General features: G+C 58.2%; 13 protein-coding genes. 3 read left to right on the forward strand and 10 right to left on the reverse strand.

Going from position 1 to position 16870, the window contains the following annotated elements; genetic code table 11:
• Positions 1 to 162 precede the first annotated feature (162 nt).
• The 9 genes from A6764_RS21550 to A6764_RS21590 all read right to left on the reverse strand — a co-directional run bounded on the left by A6764_RS21550 (position 163) and on the right by A6764_RS21590 (position 9841).
• Positions 163 to 432 (reverse strand): DUF2325 domain-containing protein, encoded by a 270-nt coding sequence (locus tag A6764_RS21550; protein ID WP_029100954.1) that lies wholly within the window; start codon positions 430 to 432, stop codon positions 163 to 165.
• A gap of 256 nt (positions 433 to 688) precedes the next feature.
• Positions 689 to 1711 (reverse strand): NADH:flavin oxidoreductase/NADH oxidase, encoded by a 1023-nt coding sequence (locus tag A6764_RS21555; RefSeq protein WP_029100953.1) that lies wholly within the window; start codon positions 1709 to 1711, stop codon positions 689 to 691.
• Positions 1712 to 1964: 253 nt separating this feature from the next.
• Complete coding sequence (locus A6764_RS21560; RefSeq protein ID WP_141669813.1) at positions 1965 to 2561, reverse strand: DUF4309 domain-containing protein; 597 nt, start codon at positions 2559 to 2561, stop codon at positions 1965 to 1967.
• 943 nt (positions 2562 to 3504) lie between these two features.
• Positions 3505 to 3765, reverse strand: coding sequence for an HPr family phosphocarrier protein (locus A6764_RS21565; protein WP_029100951.1), 261 nt, complete (start codon positions 3763 to 3765; stop codon positions 3505 to 3507).
• An 18-nt stretch (positions 3766 to 3783) separates the two neighbouring features.
• Positions 3784 to 5700 (reverse strand): PTS fructose transporter subunit IIABC, encoded by a 1917-nt coding sequence (locus A6764_RS21570; RefSeq protein ID WP_065068273.1) that lies wholly within the window; start codon positions 5698 to 5700, stop codon positions 3784 to 3786.
• 17 nt (positions 5701 to 5717) lie between these two features.
• Positions 5718 to 6632, reverse strand: a complete 915-nt coding sequence (gene pfkB, locus A6764_RS21575; protein ID WP_065068274.1) for a 1-phosphofructokinase — start codon at positions 6630 to 6632, stop codon at positions 5718 to 5720.
• Positions 6629 to 7384: a DeoR/GlpR family DNA-binding transcription regulator gene (locus tag A6764_RS21580; RefSeq protein WP_035299198.1), complete on the reverse strand. Its 756-nt coding sequence runs from the start codon at positions 7382 to 7384 to the stop codon at positions 6629 to 6631. Before A6764_RS21580 ends, pfkB begins: the two co-directional genes overlap by 4 nt.
• 282 nt (positions 7385 to 7666) lie before the next feature.
• Positions 7667 to 8770, reverse strand: a complete 1104-nt coding sequence (locus tag A6764_RS21585; RefSeq protein ID WP_065068276.1) for a citrate synthase/methylcitrate synthase — start codon at positions 8768 to 8770, stop codon at positions 7667 to 7669.
• A 156-nt stretch (positions 8771 to 8926) separates the two neighbouring features.
• Positions 8927 to 9841, reverse strand: coding sequence for a LysR family transcriptional regulator (locus tag A6764_RS21590; protein WP_065068277.1), 915 nt, complete (start codon positions 9839 to 9841; stop codon positions 8927 to 8929).
• Positions 9842 to 9951: 110 nt separating this feature from the next.
• Here A6764_RS21590 and A6764_RS21595 point away from each other — a divergent pair, with 110 nt between their 5' ends.
• Positions 9952 to 10878, forward strand: a complete 927-nt coding sequence (locus A6764_RS21595) for a DMT family transporter (RefSeq protein ID WP_264622354.1) — start codon at positions 9952 to 9954, stop codon at positions 10876 to 10878.
• On the opposite strand, the gene A6764_RS21600 is transcribed toward A6764_RS21595, so the two are convergent.
• Positions 10790 to 11677 carry a LysR family transcriptional regulator gene (locus A6764_RS21600; RefSeq protein WP_264622355.1) on the reverse strand — a complete coding sequence of 296 codons (888 nt, stop codon included), beginning with the start codon at positions 11675 to 11677 and terminating at the stop codon, positions 10790 to 10792. The two genes, A6764_RS21595 and A6764_RS21600, sit on opposite strands and share 89 nt — an antisense overlap.
• A 167-nt stretch (positions 11678 to 11844) precedes the next feature.
• On the opposite strand from A6764_RS21600, the gene A6764_RS21605 reads away from it, so the two are divergent.
• Together A6764_RS21605 and A6764_RS21610 are read left to right on the forward strand one after the other, a co-directional pair.
• Positions 11845 to 13506, forward strand: coding sequence for a DUF6583 family protein (locus A6764_RS21605; RefSeq protein WP_065068279.1), 1662 nt, complete (start codon positions 11845 to 11847; stop codon positions 13504 to 13506).
• A 186-nt stretch (positions 13507 to 13692) separates the two neighbouring features.
• Entirely contained in the window at positions 13693 to 16812 is a 3120-nt protein-coding gene (locus A6764_RS21610) for a S8 family serine peptidase (RefSeq protein ID WP_255309804.1), read from the forward strand.
• The last annotated feature ends 58 nt before the right edge of the window (positions 16813 to 16870 follow it).

The following is a 16870-nucleotide window of genomic DNA, read 5'->3' on the forward strand; positions in this document are numbered from 1 at the left end:
TCCTGTCCAGCCGTTTTTCCTTCCCGGTCCCGTCCGGCCGCTGCCTGTCAGCCCAGGGACGTGAGTGCGGCACGGTTGACGTGCCGGAAGCGGCAGTGGTTTGAAGAAAGCATAATTCATATTAATCATATGTGTCAAGTCGGAATTGAATGAACATTATGTTCACAGCCGCTTCACGATGGACGCACACGAGCGTTTGCAAAACAGGATGGGTACGTTTTTCGCCTTTGCCTGATGTTTTACGTGCCACGACAGATTGTGATTCACAAAGTCGGTAAACACGACAATCATTTGGGTGTCGACGGGAATATGTACCTTGTATTGGGAGTGTTTTCGCCCCGATACGTGATAAATCTGCCGGTATCCCCTGCCGTGAAGCAGCTCGGTGATATTCCCCAAGCGGTCCCCTCCGATAACCAGCACCGCAGCCATTGTTTTTCCTCCCCTCTTCTGAAGCTAACCGGTTCGGCCCGGCTGTAAAAAGAAAAGAGGTTTCTCCCCTCGGGGAAAAACCTCTAGTGGTCTAGTCGGTTTTACCGCGGCCGATAAATCCCGATTAAACATATCGGTTTTTCAACATTATACGGTGCTGAATTCTCCTTTGTCAACCGCTTCCAGCCTATCACGGCCGCGGAACCCGCGCTTGTCCTGTGTCCGCTACCGATTCCCGCACGGCAGAACTGCCCGTTTAAAAGGCGCGGCCGTACTGCTTGGGCGGTACAACCTCGCCGGAGACGGTGCGGATCGCGTGCAGCGCCCAGTACGGGTCGCGCAGCATGCCCCGGCCCACCGCCACCAGGTCGGCGTCGCCGTTGCCCAGCGTCGCCTCGGCCAAAAGGGGATCGTCCAGATTGCCCACGGCGATCACCGGCACATCCAGCGCCTGCTTGATCGTCCGGGCCATCGGCACCTGATAACCGGGGTGGATGCCCGGCCGTCCCCCCGAACCGATCGGCCCTTCGCCCCCGCTGGAGATGTGGAAGATGTCGACCCCCGCCTCTTTGTAGCGGCGGCACAATTCCGTGCTGTACTCCAGGCCGTAGCCGCCTTCCACGTATTCCACCGCGGAAATCCGCATGATCAGCGGCATGTCCTCCGGCATCACGCTCTTGACTGCTTCGATCACCTCCACGCCAAACAGCGCGAGGTCCCTGCCGTACCGGTCATCCCGCTTATTCGTGAGCGGCGAGTGGAACTGGTGGATCAAATAGCCGTGGGCGCCGTGGATCTCGATGGTGTCCATGCCGGCTTCGACCGCCCGTCTGGCCGCTTCCCGGAACTTGACGACCATCGCCTGCACTTCCTCCGTGGTGAGGGCGCGGGGCGTCTTGTATTTGTCGCTGAACGCGATCGGAGACGGCGCGACCGGCACCTCGGCATCCTCCGCCTTGCGACCGGCATGAGCGATCTGCACGCCGATTTTCGCCCCGTACTTGTGCACCTCCGACACGATTCGGGCAAACGCCGGGATGTGCTCATCCGACCACAATCCCAGGTCGTAGTCGGAAATGCGGCCGTCCGGTTCGACGTCGGTCATCTCCATGATGATCAGGCCCGCTCCGCCGACGGCGCGCGAGACGTAGTGGACAAAGTGCCAGTCGTTCGGTTTCCCGTCCTTGGCCTCCACCGAATATTGGCACATGGGCGGCATTACCACCCGGTTTTTCAAAGCGAGCCCTTTCCATTGAAAAGGGGCAGACAAAAGAGCCATGACTTCCACTCCTTCCCTTTTTCTTCATCTTCGCAAATGACCGCCGCATTCGCAACGTCTGGCTGCACTTTGCTGCACTTTGCCCCGCCTGGACGTGAAACGACCTTTTACCCAACAACGGCCCCAAAAAAGCAAGGAACTCACCCAATAGGGGAGAGTTCCAGTTTGCTGGGCGTCAAGAGAGCGAGCGGACACCATCACACATGCGCCACAGACCTTGTCTGCACGCTGAGCAAGACAGCGTACGGTCTGTTTATTTTTCCTGAAGCGTTATATATTTGACAGGATTGGTATCAAAAACGACTTTTAGCAAATAGTCATTTCCTGCATACTCCAGAATGAAAGTGTCATTTCCCGTATCATCCAGTACCTCACGAGAAGGGGTTCCTAGCATTTCCTTAATATCAAAAGGTTTGCCGGTAAGATTCACGATTTTGGGGTCAGCATATATAACGATAACTTTGCTATTCTCGTTGAGTTCATCAATGGAATTGGCATAATCCTCAAATCCCAGACTAAAACCATCGTAATACATGGCAAACCCATACTCATCATTTCCAGTGCGAGCCGGTTTTCCCAACTTCTCGATTACTTCCTTTTTCGTTGCTCCGAGTCCAATTGACACACCATTTAATTGTCCATTTTTCGCCTTCTCTAACATGTCAGATGTAACAGGATTCGTTGAACTGCCCGCCACTGTTTCAGAATCCACCTTCTTTACAGTGTCAGATTTTACAGAATTAATTGGACCGCTCTCTGCTGTTTCAGAACTTGTCGAACACCCGAATAACACCATTGAACAAAGAAGCCCCACACAAAAAAACGTGCGATACATTCTACGCAATGACATCACCTTCTCCTCTCAATGAGATACATCCATTTGGCGGGATATTCCCAATTATATGAATAAAATGGATTATTTTTCAACATCTTCGCCTGCCTGGGAACCAATTTTCCAGGCGTGGTACAGACTTCCATAAGCCAACTGAATATGTCACATTCGACTGTTTGGAAAGCCTCCAAGATGAACAAACTTTCAGCGCTTTATACTTCCTCGCGATCTGCCAACGTAGCTGATTTTAACACGAGATACGCCGATGTCCTTCACTGTTTGACATTCGGAGCTGACTGCTTTTTGATAAGCCTCCAGCAGTTCCAGAACAGTCCCAAAAGTACTGTGCCCCTCTACATACGAGCTGTTAGGTTTCTACCCAACAGAGCGCTGATTCTTCTTTACACCGGCGCTTGCTTCAGTCACACATTTTTCATTTTATTCATAGATACCCTCTAAATTCCGGTAATAAATGAGATAACTATTGATTGGCTCTTTAAAAAACATATTTTCCTACCTAATTTTTTGCCATTTATCACTTTAATGTAACGGACAAAGATATTGAAAAACTAAACAAAGAAGCAAAAGAGAAAGCAGAGAAAAAGAACAAAAAGAAAAAATCGATTAACAAGTAATTTATAATCCAAACAGCGCACTATCTGGCTCAGCGTGTAGACTAAGTACCCAAAGTACAAGATCTACACGCTTTTTTGTCGAAATTTTGATTTTATTCGATTTTTCGATTTAGTGAAGAGAAGAGGCTGCGTTGGCCCGGTGCCAACAACTGGCTGTGGAGAAACGAGGAGAAAAGGGCTTCGTGCTGTTACGGGCCGCTTCTTTTATTGCGCATATATGCGCATATACGTCAAAAACTCCCTCTCTGCGCTTGCAGAAGAGGGAGTTTGGCTGCGGTCTGAGAAACCCTCCCCATACGGGTGAGTCCCAGTCTCATATTTGTTTTCTATTCGTGAACCATTTCGAGGATCCTGCCCAGTTCCTCCATGGCCGCCTGTTCCTGTTCACCGCTGACTTCCAGCGTGATTTCGTCGCCTTTGGCCGCACCCAGGGTCATCACGCCCATAATGCTTTTGCCGTTCACTTTTTTCGTGCCTTTGACGAGGCTGACCTCGCAGTTGAACGACGTCGCCTTTTGCACGAACAGCGAGGCGGGACGTGCGTGCAGGCCCGTCGGATTTTGAATGACGAAGGTTTTGGTCAGCATGTTGCATCCACTCCTTGTTTATTCTGCTGCTTCTTTTGCTTCTCGCTTGAGCAGGTTGATCATCAATGCCGTTACGACCGTACCGGCCAGAATCGAAACCAGGTACAGGACGGCGTTGCCCACGACCGGAAGAACGAACAACCCTCCGTGGGGCGCAGGCAGCGTACAACCGAAGAGCATCGACAGACCCCCTGCGACTGCGGAGCCCACCATGATCGAAGGGATGACGCGCGTCGGGTCGGCCGCAGCAAACGGGATGGCCCCTTCCGTAATGAACGACGCACCCAGCACCCAGGCGGTTTTGCCTGCCTGCCGTTCCTCATCCGTAAACTTCTTCTTGAACAGCAGCGTCGCCAGCGCCAGGCCCAACGGCGGGGTCATCCCTGCCGCCATGATCGCCGCGTGGGGAGCGAAGTTTCCTTCGGCAATCATCGCGATCCCGAACGTAAAGGCCGCTTTGTTCACCGGACCGCCCATATCGAACGCCATCATGGCCCCCAGTACCATGCCCAAGAGAACGGCATTGCCCTGGTTCATGTTTTTCAGCCAGTCACCCAGCGCCGCATTGGCGGCGGCCACCGGCTCGGACACGACGTACATCATGACAAAGCCGGTAATCAAAATCCCGAACAGCGGGTAGAGCAGCATCGGCTTGATGCCTTCCAGGGACTGCGGCAGTCCGGCAAACAGCTTTTTCAAGCCGGCTACCGTGTAGCCTGCCAGAAAGCCGGCAATGATCCCGCCCAGGAACCCGGCGCCGGACGAAGCCGCCAGCATCCCGCCGACCATGCCGGGCGCAAAGGCCGGGCGGTCGGCGATACTCTTGGCAATAAACCCGGCCAGCACGGGGATCATCAGGCCAAAGGCTGTTCCGCCGCCGATATCCATCAGCGCCTTGGCCAGCGGGTGGAAGGACGGGTCGTTCGGATCGGCCGCCTTAATCCCGAACATGAAGCTGAGAGCGATGATAATGCCGCCGCCCACGACAAACGGCAGCATGTTGGATACCCCGTTCATCAGATGCTTGTAGAAGGCGGGCTGCTTCTGTTTGTTCTCGGCCTTCGCCATCTCAATCTTCTCCTGATAGCCGGCCGCCGCTTCGCCGCTGTAGACGGTCCCGTCCCGGTTCAACGCGCGTTTCAACAGCGCTTCCGCGTTGCGGATGCCTTCCGCCACCGGCACCTCAATTACGACTTTGCCGGCAAAGCGGTCCATGTCCACCTGTTTGTCCGCAGCCACAATGACGGCTGCCGCTTCGGCGATGTCTTCCGCCGTCAGCCTGTTTTTCACCCCGCCGGAGCCGTTGGTCTCCACCTTGAGGGAAATGCCCATCTCGTCGGCTTTCTTTTTCAACGCATCGGCGGCCATGTAGGTGTGGGCGATCCCGGTCGGGCACGCGGTTACGGCCACGATTTTCACCCCGGCACCGGCCGGCGCGTCGGAAACGCTTTCAGTTTCGCCGTGAATGTCCTGCTCTTTCCGGCTGATGATGTCCAATACCTGTTCCTTGGTTTCCGCCTGCATCAACTGCTGCCGGAATGATTCGTCCATCAGCATCTGGGAGAGCAGCGCCAGCGTCTCCAGGTGCGCCTGGTTGGCGTCCGCCGTCGCCGCGATCATGAAGAAGAGATGCGCTTTTTGCTGGTCGAGCGAGTCAAAATCGATCCCCTCTTTGGAAAAACCGAAGGCGATACTGGGCGTTTTGACCGCTGCCGTTTTGGCGTGCGGGATGGCGATCCCGTCCCCGATCCCGGTCGAACCTAGTGCCTCGCGGGCCAGGATCGCCTGTTTCATCTCTTCCCGGCTGTGCAGACGACCGGCTTCGTCCAGCTTCGCGATCAGTTCGTCAAGCACTTCCTCTTTTGTCGTCGCTGACAGATGAAGCACAATCGTATCGGCCTTCAGCAAATCGACAATGCGAATGTGATGCTGCATGGTACAGGCCCCCTTTTTTATTCCACTTTGATCACGCTGATCTCGGGTAAAAATGCGCGGATCTTTTCATGCGTACAAAATCCTTCCGACAGTGCGGTCGTGCTCCCCGCCGCAACGGCAAAGCGAAACGCCTCTTCCGCACGCCATCCCTTTGTATGCGCATACAGGAATCCGGCGACCATGGAGTCTCCCGCCCCGATCGAGTTGACCGGTTTTCGCTCCGGAATCCGAGCGGCGTATGCCTCTTCACGGTTGACGAACACGGCGCCCTGGCCAGCCATGGAGACGATCACGTTCTCCGCGCCCAGTTCCAGCGCTTTCCGCCCATAGGCGATCGCGTCGTCGTGCGTGGAAATCTCCACCCCGAACAGTTCCCCCAGCTCGTGATGGTTGGGCTTGATCAGAAACGGCCTTTCCGACAATCCGCTCCGCAGCGCCTCTCCCCTCGCGTCCAAAAACACGCGGACGCCTCTGCCCCGGAGCCGTTTCATGATCGTCGGGTAGATGTCGAGCGGCAAACTCTTCGGCACGCTTCCCGCCAGCACCAGGTAATCGTCCGGCCCCAACCGGTCAATCTGCGCAAACAGCCGCTGAAGCGCTTCCGCCGGGATTTCCGGGGATACGCCGCTGATGTCGGTCTCGGTGTGGGCTTTGATCTTGATGTTGATTCGCGAATCCTGCTCGATGGAAAGAAACTGGTGCACAATGCCGGCCCGCTCGACCTGCTCCCGGATAAACGCGCCCGTAAATCCGCCGACAAATCCCAGGGCCGTGCTGTCCACTCCCAACAGCCGCAGGACTTTGGAGACGTTGATGCCTTTTCCCCCCGCATCCTTCCACTCTTTGTGCGCCTCGTGTATGGTCCCTTCGGACAAAGAGGGAACCCATACGTGGTAGTCGATCGAAGGATTCAAGGTTACTGTGTAAATCATGCTTTCACCACTTTTAGATTGGTTAATCGGCTGTACGCCTGCTGTTCCTCTTGCGACAAGCCGTCGTCGGTGATCACCGTCACCTCGCGCAAGTCGGCCACTTTGGCAAACGTCACGCGGGAGAACTTGTCGGAGTCGCACAGCACGAACCGCTCGTCGGAGAACTGCAGCGCCAACTGCTTCACATACGCTTCGTCGGGGTCCGGCGTGGTCAAGCCGTGGTGCTTGTCGACCCCGTTCATGCCCAGGAAGCATTTGTCGAAGCGGTACTGGCTGATGGTTTTGAGGGCATCCCGTCCCACCAGCGACAATGTTGCCGCTTTCAATTCTCCGCCGATCAGAATCGTCTTGATGTTCCGTTTGATGAGCTGCAGGGCCATGTCGGGACCATTGGTCACCACGACGATGTTGTCGTAGGGAAGGAACGGCAGCATCTGGTACGTGGTCGTACCGGCGTCGATGAAGATCGAGTCCCGTTCCTGCACCAGACTGGCGGCATACCGGGCGATCGCCGTTTTCTCCTTCTCGCGTTTGACCGCTTTTTCCAAAACGGTGGGTTCTTCAATCTTGTTTTGCAAGGAAGACGCCCCGCCGTGAACGCGCTTGAGCAGCCGCTGTTCTTCCAATTCACTCAGGTCGCGCCGGATGGTCGACTCGGATGCCCCTGTCGCTTCCACCAGCTCGTGGATGCGGACAACGTCCTTTTCTTTGAGCAGGGACAAGATGACGTGATGACGTTCAGGGGTTAGCATCGCACCCTCCTTTCCGGGATGAGAGACAAAACTTTTCGAATTCTTCCATGATTATATCCCAAATTTCGATCATAAACAACCATAAACGAGCAATATCAATCATTATCCAATCAAAAACGGTCAAGCAGGCAGGAAAACCTTCCAGGAAAGCCCGTTGGAAGAAGCCGGTTTCCGCCAAAAAACAGCCTGCTCCTCCAGAGCGGCTGCCCAAAAAGAAAGGAGCAGTCCCCACAGGGCTGCTCCCGTCAGATGCACGGACTGTATCGACAGCCGCGCAGGATGTTATTCCGGCATCGGACCGGTGTAAATCGACTGCGGACGAATGATCCGATTGTTTTTGGCCTGCTCCAGGATGTGGGCGCTCCAGCCGACGACGCGGCTGACGGCAAAGGTCGGCGTGAACAGGGAATCGTCCAGCCCTACCGCCCGCATGACGGCGGCGGCGAAAAACTCCACGTTGGTGTTCAGCTTGCGGCCCGGCTTGTATTCCTCCAGCAGCTTCAACCCCACCTGTTCCACGTGCGTAGCCAGGTCAAACCACGGATCGTCGCCGGAGAGCTGCGACGCCACGACGCGCAGCGCGGTCGCGCGCGGATCGACGGTCTTGTACACGCGGTGGCCGAAGCCCATCAAGCGTTCTCCTTTTTCCAGCTTGGCGCGCAGCCACGGTTCGGCGTTTTCCTTGGTGCCGATCGCTTCGATCATCTCGGTCACTTCGGACGGCGCGCCGCCGTGCAGCGGTCCCTTCAGCGCCCCGATGGCGGCCGTGATCGAGGAAATCAGGTCGGACTGGGTGGAGCTGACGACGCGTCCGGAGAACGTGGAGGCGTTCATGCCGTGCTCCTGCGTCAGAATCAGGTAGGCGTCCAGCGCGCGCACATGGGCCGGGTTGGGCTCCTGCCCCTTCAGCATGTACAGGTAGTTGGCCGTGTGATCCAGGGCGGGGTTGGGATCCAGCGGCTCGCGGCCACAGAGGCGGGCGTAGCGGTACGCCACGATCGTCGGCATTTTCGCCGTCAGGGAAATGACCTGGTCCAGCGTCGGCGGCCAGCCGTAATCGGCGCTGCCCAATGCGGAAACGCCGGTGCGCAGCACGCTCATCATGTCCACGTCGGCCGGAATCAGGTCGAGAATGCTCTTGACGTGCGCCGGCAGTTCCCGGTTTGCTTTCAGTTTGTCCTTCAGCTCGTCCAGCTCCTGCTCGTTGGGCAGATGGCCGTACCAAAGCAGATGGGCCACTTCCTCAAAGGTATGGTTGATCGCCAGGTCGCGCGCCCAATGGCCGCGGTAGACGAGAAGACCGTTGAGGCCGTCCACCAGGCTGAGGTCCGTTTCCGCGACCGCGATACCTTCCAATCCAATGGCTAACGTATGATGCTGACTCATCCTCGCCACTCCCTTTTCTCCAGTCTCTTCGTCTCCATTTCTCTTCTTATCAGTATATCGATTAAAAAACGTTAAGGGAAATAGAAGAAAACAGGTGTATCGATTGCAGGTTATGATCAATTCGGTCCTCCAGCACTTCGTCTGCCAGCTGTCCCCTCACGACCGCCCCGCCCCGTGCACCTCCGGCAGCGGCGGATACAAGGCGGCCAAGATGTCGGCAAAGCGCTGGGCCGGTTCGCTTACCCCCGTTTTCGGCAGCACCAGGTAGGACGCCACCTTCGGCATGACCAGGCCAGGGGTGGGCAGTTCCATAAAGCGGTTTTCGAACAGCTCCCGGCTGATGGCCGAGCGGGGCAAAAAGGAGACGCCCAATCCCTCCTCGATGAACGCCTTGGTAATGTCCACCTGGGAGACGGCCATGGTTCTCAGCGACAGTCCGCGCTGCCTAAGCAGAAGCAGCAGATCGTCCCAGTAGCCGGGGTGATTGTGCGTCAGAAGCCGCTTGGTTTGCAGCTCCTGCTCCCAGTCGGGCAGCGGCGCCTCCATGTCCCCGCCGCTGTGCGGGACGGCAAACACGACTGGATCTTCGTACAGCCTGTATGTATGCAAATTGAGTTCGCCCGGGACCATCCGCGTCAGCCCGAGATCGGCCTGCCCGCTCTGCACCAGCGGGCCGATCTCCACGGACTCGGCGATTTTGATGGAGAGGTCCACGTCCGGATACAGCTTGGTATAGCGGTGAATCAAATGGGACAACCGCGTGCGGGCGATGATCGGGGAGACCGCGATCTGCAGCTTCTCCCGGTACCCCTGCCGCCACGCCTGAAGGTCCTCCAGGCCGTGGTGCCATTGTTCCAGGAGCCCTTTGGCATGGGGCAGAAAACGCTTCCCGGCCGGTGTCAGCCGGACGCGTTTGCCCACCCGCTCAAACAGGTTGATTCCCAATTCCTTTTCCAAAATCCGGATGTGCTGGCTGACCGTCGGTTGGGCGATAAACAACGCCTCAGCCGTCTGGTGAAAATTTTCCGTGGCGGCCGCCATGACAAAGGTTTGCAGCACCCGAAAATCCACGGCGCTCCCTCCTTCATGATAACCATGCGTTATATCATTCTGCCCAATCGGTAGTACGTCCTGTTTTCCCGCCGTAGGTACGATGAAAGAAAAAGAAAGGAGAGAAGGTCGTGCTCGTCGGATACGGACTGATGTGCCTGATCTACGGCACGTCGTATTTCGCGATCAAACTGGGACTGGCGGAAGGCATGCCGCCGCTGCTGTTTGCCGGTCTCCGCTTTTTCCTCGCCGCCGTCCTCGTTCTGGCGGTACTCGCCTGGCGCCGGCAGCTTGTTCCGCTTCGCCTGCGCGAATGGGCGGAGGTGGCGCTTTTGGGCGTGCTGATGACGACCATCCCCTTCGCCGCCCTGTTCTGGAGCGAGCAGCACATCTCCTCGGGAACCGCCGCGCTGTTGGTCGCCACGGCGCCCGTGTTCACCACGCTGATCAGCGTCGTGTGCAGACAGATGAGCTGGCGCTGGTACGTGCCGGCCGGACTGCTGCTTAGCCTGGCCGGCACCGCCTGTCTCGTCGGCTGGCCGGCGGCGGAGCCAGGCGGCAGCATCCACGCGCTCCTCGGCAAATGGGCGATTGTCGTCTCCGAGCTGTTCTTTTCCTGGGGGGCGGTTCGCTCCCGCGCCTGGGTCGCCCGGCTGACCCCGTTCGTCTTCAACGGCTACCAGATGCTGGCTGCCAGCCTGGTCCTCCTGCTCCTGTCCGCGGTCACGGAACCGGTGAGCGCCGTCCGTTTTACCGGCCTCTCCCTGGCCGCGCTCGCTTATCTGACGGTGGTCGTGTCCATTGTCGCCTCCACGCTCTACTACCGGCTGGTCCAGGCGACCAACGCGGCGTTTCCCACCACCTGGACCTACGTGGCCCCGGTCATCGCCCTGGCGATCGGCGCCGTGTTTCTCGGCGAAGAGCTGACCGCCTCCTCGCTTGCCGGCAGCATCGGGGTGCTGGCAGGCGTCATTCTGCTGAACGGGGAGAGCTGGGCTCGCCTGTTTCCTCTTCGCACAGGCGGACGGCTTCACAAACCGCCTCTGGATGACAAATAAGCGAGATCGTGCGGCCAAACGGCTGGCGAAACGGCCGCACGGCCAGCCCTTTGTCCCCCAGCGAAGCGGCCGCCATCTCGGGCACGATGGTCAGCCCGTTGCCCATGGCCGCGTACGCCAGCAGGGAATCGTTGAAATCCAGCTCCAGCAGGTGCGCTGCCTGCACGCCCAAGCGGCGGCATTGGCGGCGAAAGTCTTCGCGAATGTCGCACGGGTCGCGGTGGATCAGGAGCGGTTCGCAGCAAAACGCGGCGAAGTCCACCGCCTCCTTTTCCGCAAGCGGATGGTCGGCCGGGAGAACGGCCAGGTACGATTCGTGAAGCAGCGGACGGGTAAGAAACGGCGCGTCTCCCGCCCTGTTTTGCACAAGGACGGCGTCCACCATCCCCTCCTCCAGCAACGCCGTCAATTCCTCCGACGTATCCTTGACGACCAGCGCAACCTTCCCGGCCTCCCCGGCGGTGTACGCCGCCACCCGCTCGGGCAGGTAGTGGTTGGCCACGCTGGGCAGCGCGCCGATGCGCAGCCGCTGCTGCTCGCTGAAGCGTTTGATCCCCGCCACCGTCTCCTCCACCTGCTCCAGAATCAGACTGGCCCGCTCGTACAGGTAGCGGCCCGCCTCGGTCAGCTCGATCCCCGTCCGCTTCCGGTGGAACAACCGACAGCCGAGCTGCTTTTCCAGCAAGGCCAACTGTTTCGACAGCGCCGGCTGCGAGAGGTACAGCGCCTTGGCCGCTTTGTTGAGGCTCCCCTTTTCGGCGGTCGCCACCAGGTACGCCAACTGTTCAAGCCGAAACATGGTTGCTCCTCCTCATATTGCCTGGTTGATTTTCCTTGTTTTAAAAATTTTTCTCAAACGCACGGGCATCATTTCCGCTTCCTTGTGGTACAATACGAAGTCGGGTGCAAAAATCCTTTCCACAGCGCCCCCATATAGAGAAGAGAAACCATGCGAGGAGGAACATTATGGAAACCACGACAAACGTGAACCCGCCGCGCAAACGCTTCAACAAGACGCTGCTCGTGATCGGGGCGGCCGGGATCGCGGTGCTGGGCGGACTGGGCGCAGCGTACGCCAAGCTGGATTTGTTCAAAAGCGCCAAAACGGTCTATCTGGAGGCGGAAGCCAACAACTTTGCCCAGTTGTCCGACGACTTTTCCCAATCTTTTAACGAATACGAAGAGTACATCAAACCGTACCTGGAAAAACCGGTTCACTCCACGACCGAACTGAGTCAAATCGCCGTCGACGGCACCCCCGCCGACCCGCAGGCCGAGAAAATCCTGGACCTCTTGAAGAGCGCCAAACTGGTAATCCAGTCCAACGCGGACGAATCCAAGCGGCAGCAGTCCGGCGGTGTGGAGGTGCATCTGAAAGACCGCAAGCTCCTTACGCTGGAATATGTCTTCGATGACACCAAAATGGGCTTCCGGCTCCCGGACTTTTACCCCAAATACGGTTATGTGGACCTGAAAGACCGCGACACGATCAAGGCGCGATATGGCGAAGAGCTGCCCAAGCGCCTGATCACGTCCCGCGACTTGTACGAGGCGCTGAAAGTCTCCCGCGATGAAGTGGCCAGCGTGCTCAGGCCGTATGCGCTCCTGTACGCGGAAAGCCTGAAAGACAGCCAGGTGACGATCAACAAGAACGCCTCCTTCTCCGAGGAAGGCTACCAGACGAGCGCCCGCGAGGTGACCGTCACCTTCACCGACGGGGAAGGAAAAGCGCTCCTGACGAAAATAGCGGAAAAGGCTAAGGCGGACGACAAGCTGTTCGACCTGATCTACGGCCGCTACCACAACGTCGCCGTGCTGCTGAAAGACAGCGGGTATCCGGACGTGCAGGAACTGTCCAAAGAGGAGTTCAAGAAAGAATACGTCAAGGTCTTTGACGACATGCTGGCCGAATGGAAAAAGACCGCGAGCACGAACGACCAGCTCAAAATGGTGGTGCTCATCAACAGCGACGACGAAATCCTCTCCCGCAAGCTGGTGATCACCGGCGAACAGGGCAAGGAAGAGCAAAACTTCTGGCACAGCGTCGCCTTTACCAACGGAGCCGACACGTACCGCCGCTACTCCCTGTTTGTCGACGACGACGGCCAAAAAGGCGAGATGACGTTCCGCTACAAAGGCACCACGCACAGCGACAAAACGACCGGCACCATCGGCTTCCTGTTCAACGCCGAACCGGAAGTGAAGCTGGATCTGTCCACCACGTTCGAAACCAGCAAGCAGGACAAAAAGGAAACGGGCAGCTACGACTTCAAGCTGAACCTGAAGAGCGCGGATCAGCCGGACGACATTGCCCTCTCCGGCCGCATCACCACGTCGATGACAAAAACCGACAGCGAACGCGATTCCGAAGGCACGATCAAGGTGAATTTCGACAAGGCGGCGCCCGACATGCCGAAGGGCATCAGCCTGAACGTAAAAGTGAAGGAAGCGTTTGGCAAACCGCTCAGCATTCCGGCCATGACCCCGGAAAATGCCGTCAACATCGCGACGGTGACCGACGAAGAAATCATGGCCATCCAGCAGGAAGTGGCCGACGCCGCGCAGTCCTTCATGATGAAGCACCAGGATTTGTTCCAGGAATTGATGCCGGCCGTGCCGATGCCATGACGCTTGGATGCCGAATCCCCCTTCCCCCGCGGAAGGGGGATGTTTTTTTGTCTCTGTCCCCCTGTAAAAACAGGGGTCGAAACATGACGAAAAAAAATAATTTTTTTAACAAGGGAATCTCTTCCACAATACCGAAAACCATTAGCGATTTTATGAATGTTTATTTTTCTGGTAGGAGGAGAAAGTGTGAAAAACACGAGAAAAACCGTTGCCTCGCTCTCTCTCGCAACTGTCCTGTTGCTCACGTCCCTGCCGTACAACGCCTACGCCTCGGAGAAGCTGAGCAGACAGGAGCTGTCCAAGCTGAACAGCGTCACCAACGCGGTCGTCACCGAGGGGACCGGGACCGCCAAAATCTCTCCCCGTCTCAACACGGAATCCGACAAAAAGGTGAGCGTCATCGTCCAGTTCAAATCGGAACCGGCGGCCGTATCGCAGGAATACCGCCGCGGCTCCCGCTCGACCAGCCCGCAGGAGAGCCGGGTCGCCCGGGAGCAGTCCTCTTTCCTGAAAGAAGCGCGGAAAAAGAACATCGACCTTGACGTGGAGCGCCAGTTTTCCCTCGTGTTCAACGGCATGGAGCTGACCCTGCCGGCCAACGACATTCCCAAGCTGGCCGAACTGCCGCAGGTCCAGGCTGTCTACGAAAACAGCACCTACTCCGTCCCTGATGTGGAACCGGCCCAAAGCGGCTCGTACAAGTACGACATCGCCCCGCTGAAGCAGATCGGCGTCCTCGACATGTGGAACGCAGGGCTGGACGGCAGAGGATTGAAGGTCGGGGTGATCGACACCGGCGTCGACTACCTGCACCCTGACCTGAAGGATGCCTACAAAGGCGGCTACGACTCGTTCGACAACGACAAGGACCCGTACGAAGAAGCGCCCATCTCCCCGGATGACGACCGCAGGGGAACGGGATACGAAGGGTCTTCCCACGGCACGCACGTCTCCGGCACCATCGTCGGACGGGCCAAGAACAAGCGGTCCGACGTCCAGGTAAAAGGGATTGCCTACGCCGCCGACCTCTACGTGTACCGCGTATTGGGCCGTGACGGCGGCAGTTCCGCGCAGGTGATCGACGGCATCGAAAAAGCGGTGAGAGACGGCATGGACGTCATCAACCTGTCGCTCGGCTCCAACATCGAAAAGAACGCCGACTCCCCCGATTCGATCGCGGTCAACAACGCCATGCGGGCAGGCGTGATCACGGTCATCGCCAACGGCAACGCGGCGCAGGACGAGCCGGGCCGATACTACTATACGGCCGGTTCGCCGGCCGGGGCCAAACTGCCCATCACGGTAGGTGCGGTGACATCGCCGAGCGTGCTGTACGACGCCTCGGCCACTTCGTCCCTGGGCCAAACCTACAACTTCCACGTGATGGCATGGCAGATCAATCAGGCCAACTTCCGGGAACTGATCGGCACCGATCCGCTGCCGGTCGTGTACGCCAACCTGGGTTCCGCGCAGGACTTTGCCAACGTGAACGTAAAGGGCAAGGTGGCGCTTGTCTCCCGCGGCACGCTTGCGTTTACGGACAAGATTCTCAACGCCAAGAAGGCCGGCGCAGCCGCCATCGTCATCTTCAACGGCAACGACAAGGACGGCGACGGACAGGCCGACCTGGATCTCCCGCCGGAAGAGCGCGGCGATTACATCGCCACCATCCTGGGCGATCAAATGGAGGGGATTCCCACCTTTGACATGAGGGGGGTGGAAGGACGAGCGCTGGCCAAGGAACTGCTGAGCGACCCGGCCAAGGCCTCGTCCCTGACGTTCACCTTCTCCGGCGACTACCCGACCACCAATGATCCCGGCGACAAAATGGCCGGATTCAGCTCGCGCGGTCCGGTCCTGGGCGACAACTACGCCATCAAGCCGGACGTCTCCGCTCCCGGCGTCTCCATCCTCTCCAGCGTTCCCGCCTGGGGCAAGCTGATTGAGGACGCGCAGTACAACAAGGCGTACGCCCGCTTCAACGGCACCAGCATGGCGACGCCGCACGTGGCCGGCCTGGCGCTGCTGTTGAAGCAGGCCCATCCGGAGTGGACCCCGTTTGACGTCAAAGCGGCGCTCGCCAACACGGCGGAACGCCTCTACGACGAGGAAGACACCCTGTATGACGTCTACTCCCAAGGCGCCGGACGCGTAAACGGTCTGGCCGCGATGAAAACCCCGGCCGTGCTGCAAACCGTGGAGCAGGTGACCATCCTCAACGAAGACTACGAGCCGGAGACGATCACCAATTACGGCGCCAACACCAGCTTTGGCCTGTTGAAGGCGGGCAGCGCCCCGGTCAGCAAGACCCTGCAGTTGAAAAACACGTCAAAAACGGACGTCACCTACGATGCGGAAGTGATCATGCACGAGGCCGTCACCACCGACCCGTGGCATCCGAAAGAGACGCCCGACGTCCGCGACATCAAGGTGAAGCTGTCCAGCGATACGATTTCCGCCAAAGCGAAGAAACGGACGAGGTTTACGCTCAGCCTCGCTCCCGACAGCGACGCCAAAGAAGGCGTGTACGAAGGGGAAGTGCTTCTGAAGAGCAGGGACGAGAAGTACCCGGACCTGCATCTGCCGTTCGTCGTCCACGTCGGCGACAAGCCGGAGGACACCCACTTCGGTCTGGCCGACATGAAGCTCTCCAGCGCAACCCTCTCTCCCGACGGGGATGGCAAGGATGACACCATCACCGTAGAGGCGATACTCCAGGCGACCGGGGTCAACCTCATCGAACTGGAGGCGTGGAGCCTGGACGACACGTACATCGGCACGATGGCTGTCCGCTTTAACGACTTCGAGCCGTTTGCGCCGGGGCCGTTTACGATCTCCAACATCGACGGCACGTACGTCACCGGTTCGCTGGTACCGAAACTGCTGCCGCCGGGCAAGTACAAGCTGCGCCTCGTCGCCTACGTCATCGATCCGGAAACCGGGGAAGTGGCGGACACCTACGAGCTGTGGAAAGCCCTGCGGGTAAAAGAAGCGGCGACCGACGAGACCGCGAAGAAGCAGGCGCGCAGCAGTCTGAAAGAGACGGCTGACGCGTTCCAAGCGGACGTCGCCAACACGGAGACGATCGGCGAAGCGGTCCTGGCGCTGCCGACCGAATCCGAGGACGTCTCCTACGCGGTCACCAAAAGCTCCAAGCCGGAGCTGATCGATGACAACGGCGTTCTCGTCGCCCTTCCGGAAACGGGCAGCGAAACGGTCACGCTTTACGTCACGATAACCTCCAAGGACAATCCGGACGAGCAGGAAACGGTGAAGGTAAAAGTCACGCTGAAGGGGCAGGAGTAGCCAAGATCCCTCCCCTCCACGTCAACAAGCAAAAAGGGACAGCCCTTTCTCCCGCGGG

The organism is Brevibacillus sp. WF146 (assembly GCF_001673705.2).
GTDB classification, from domain to species: Bacteria; Bacillota; Bacilli; order Brevibacillales; family Brevibacillaceae; genus Brevibacillus; species Brevibacillus thermoruber.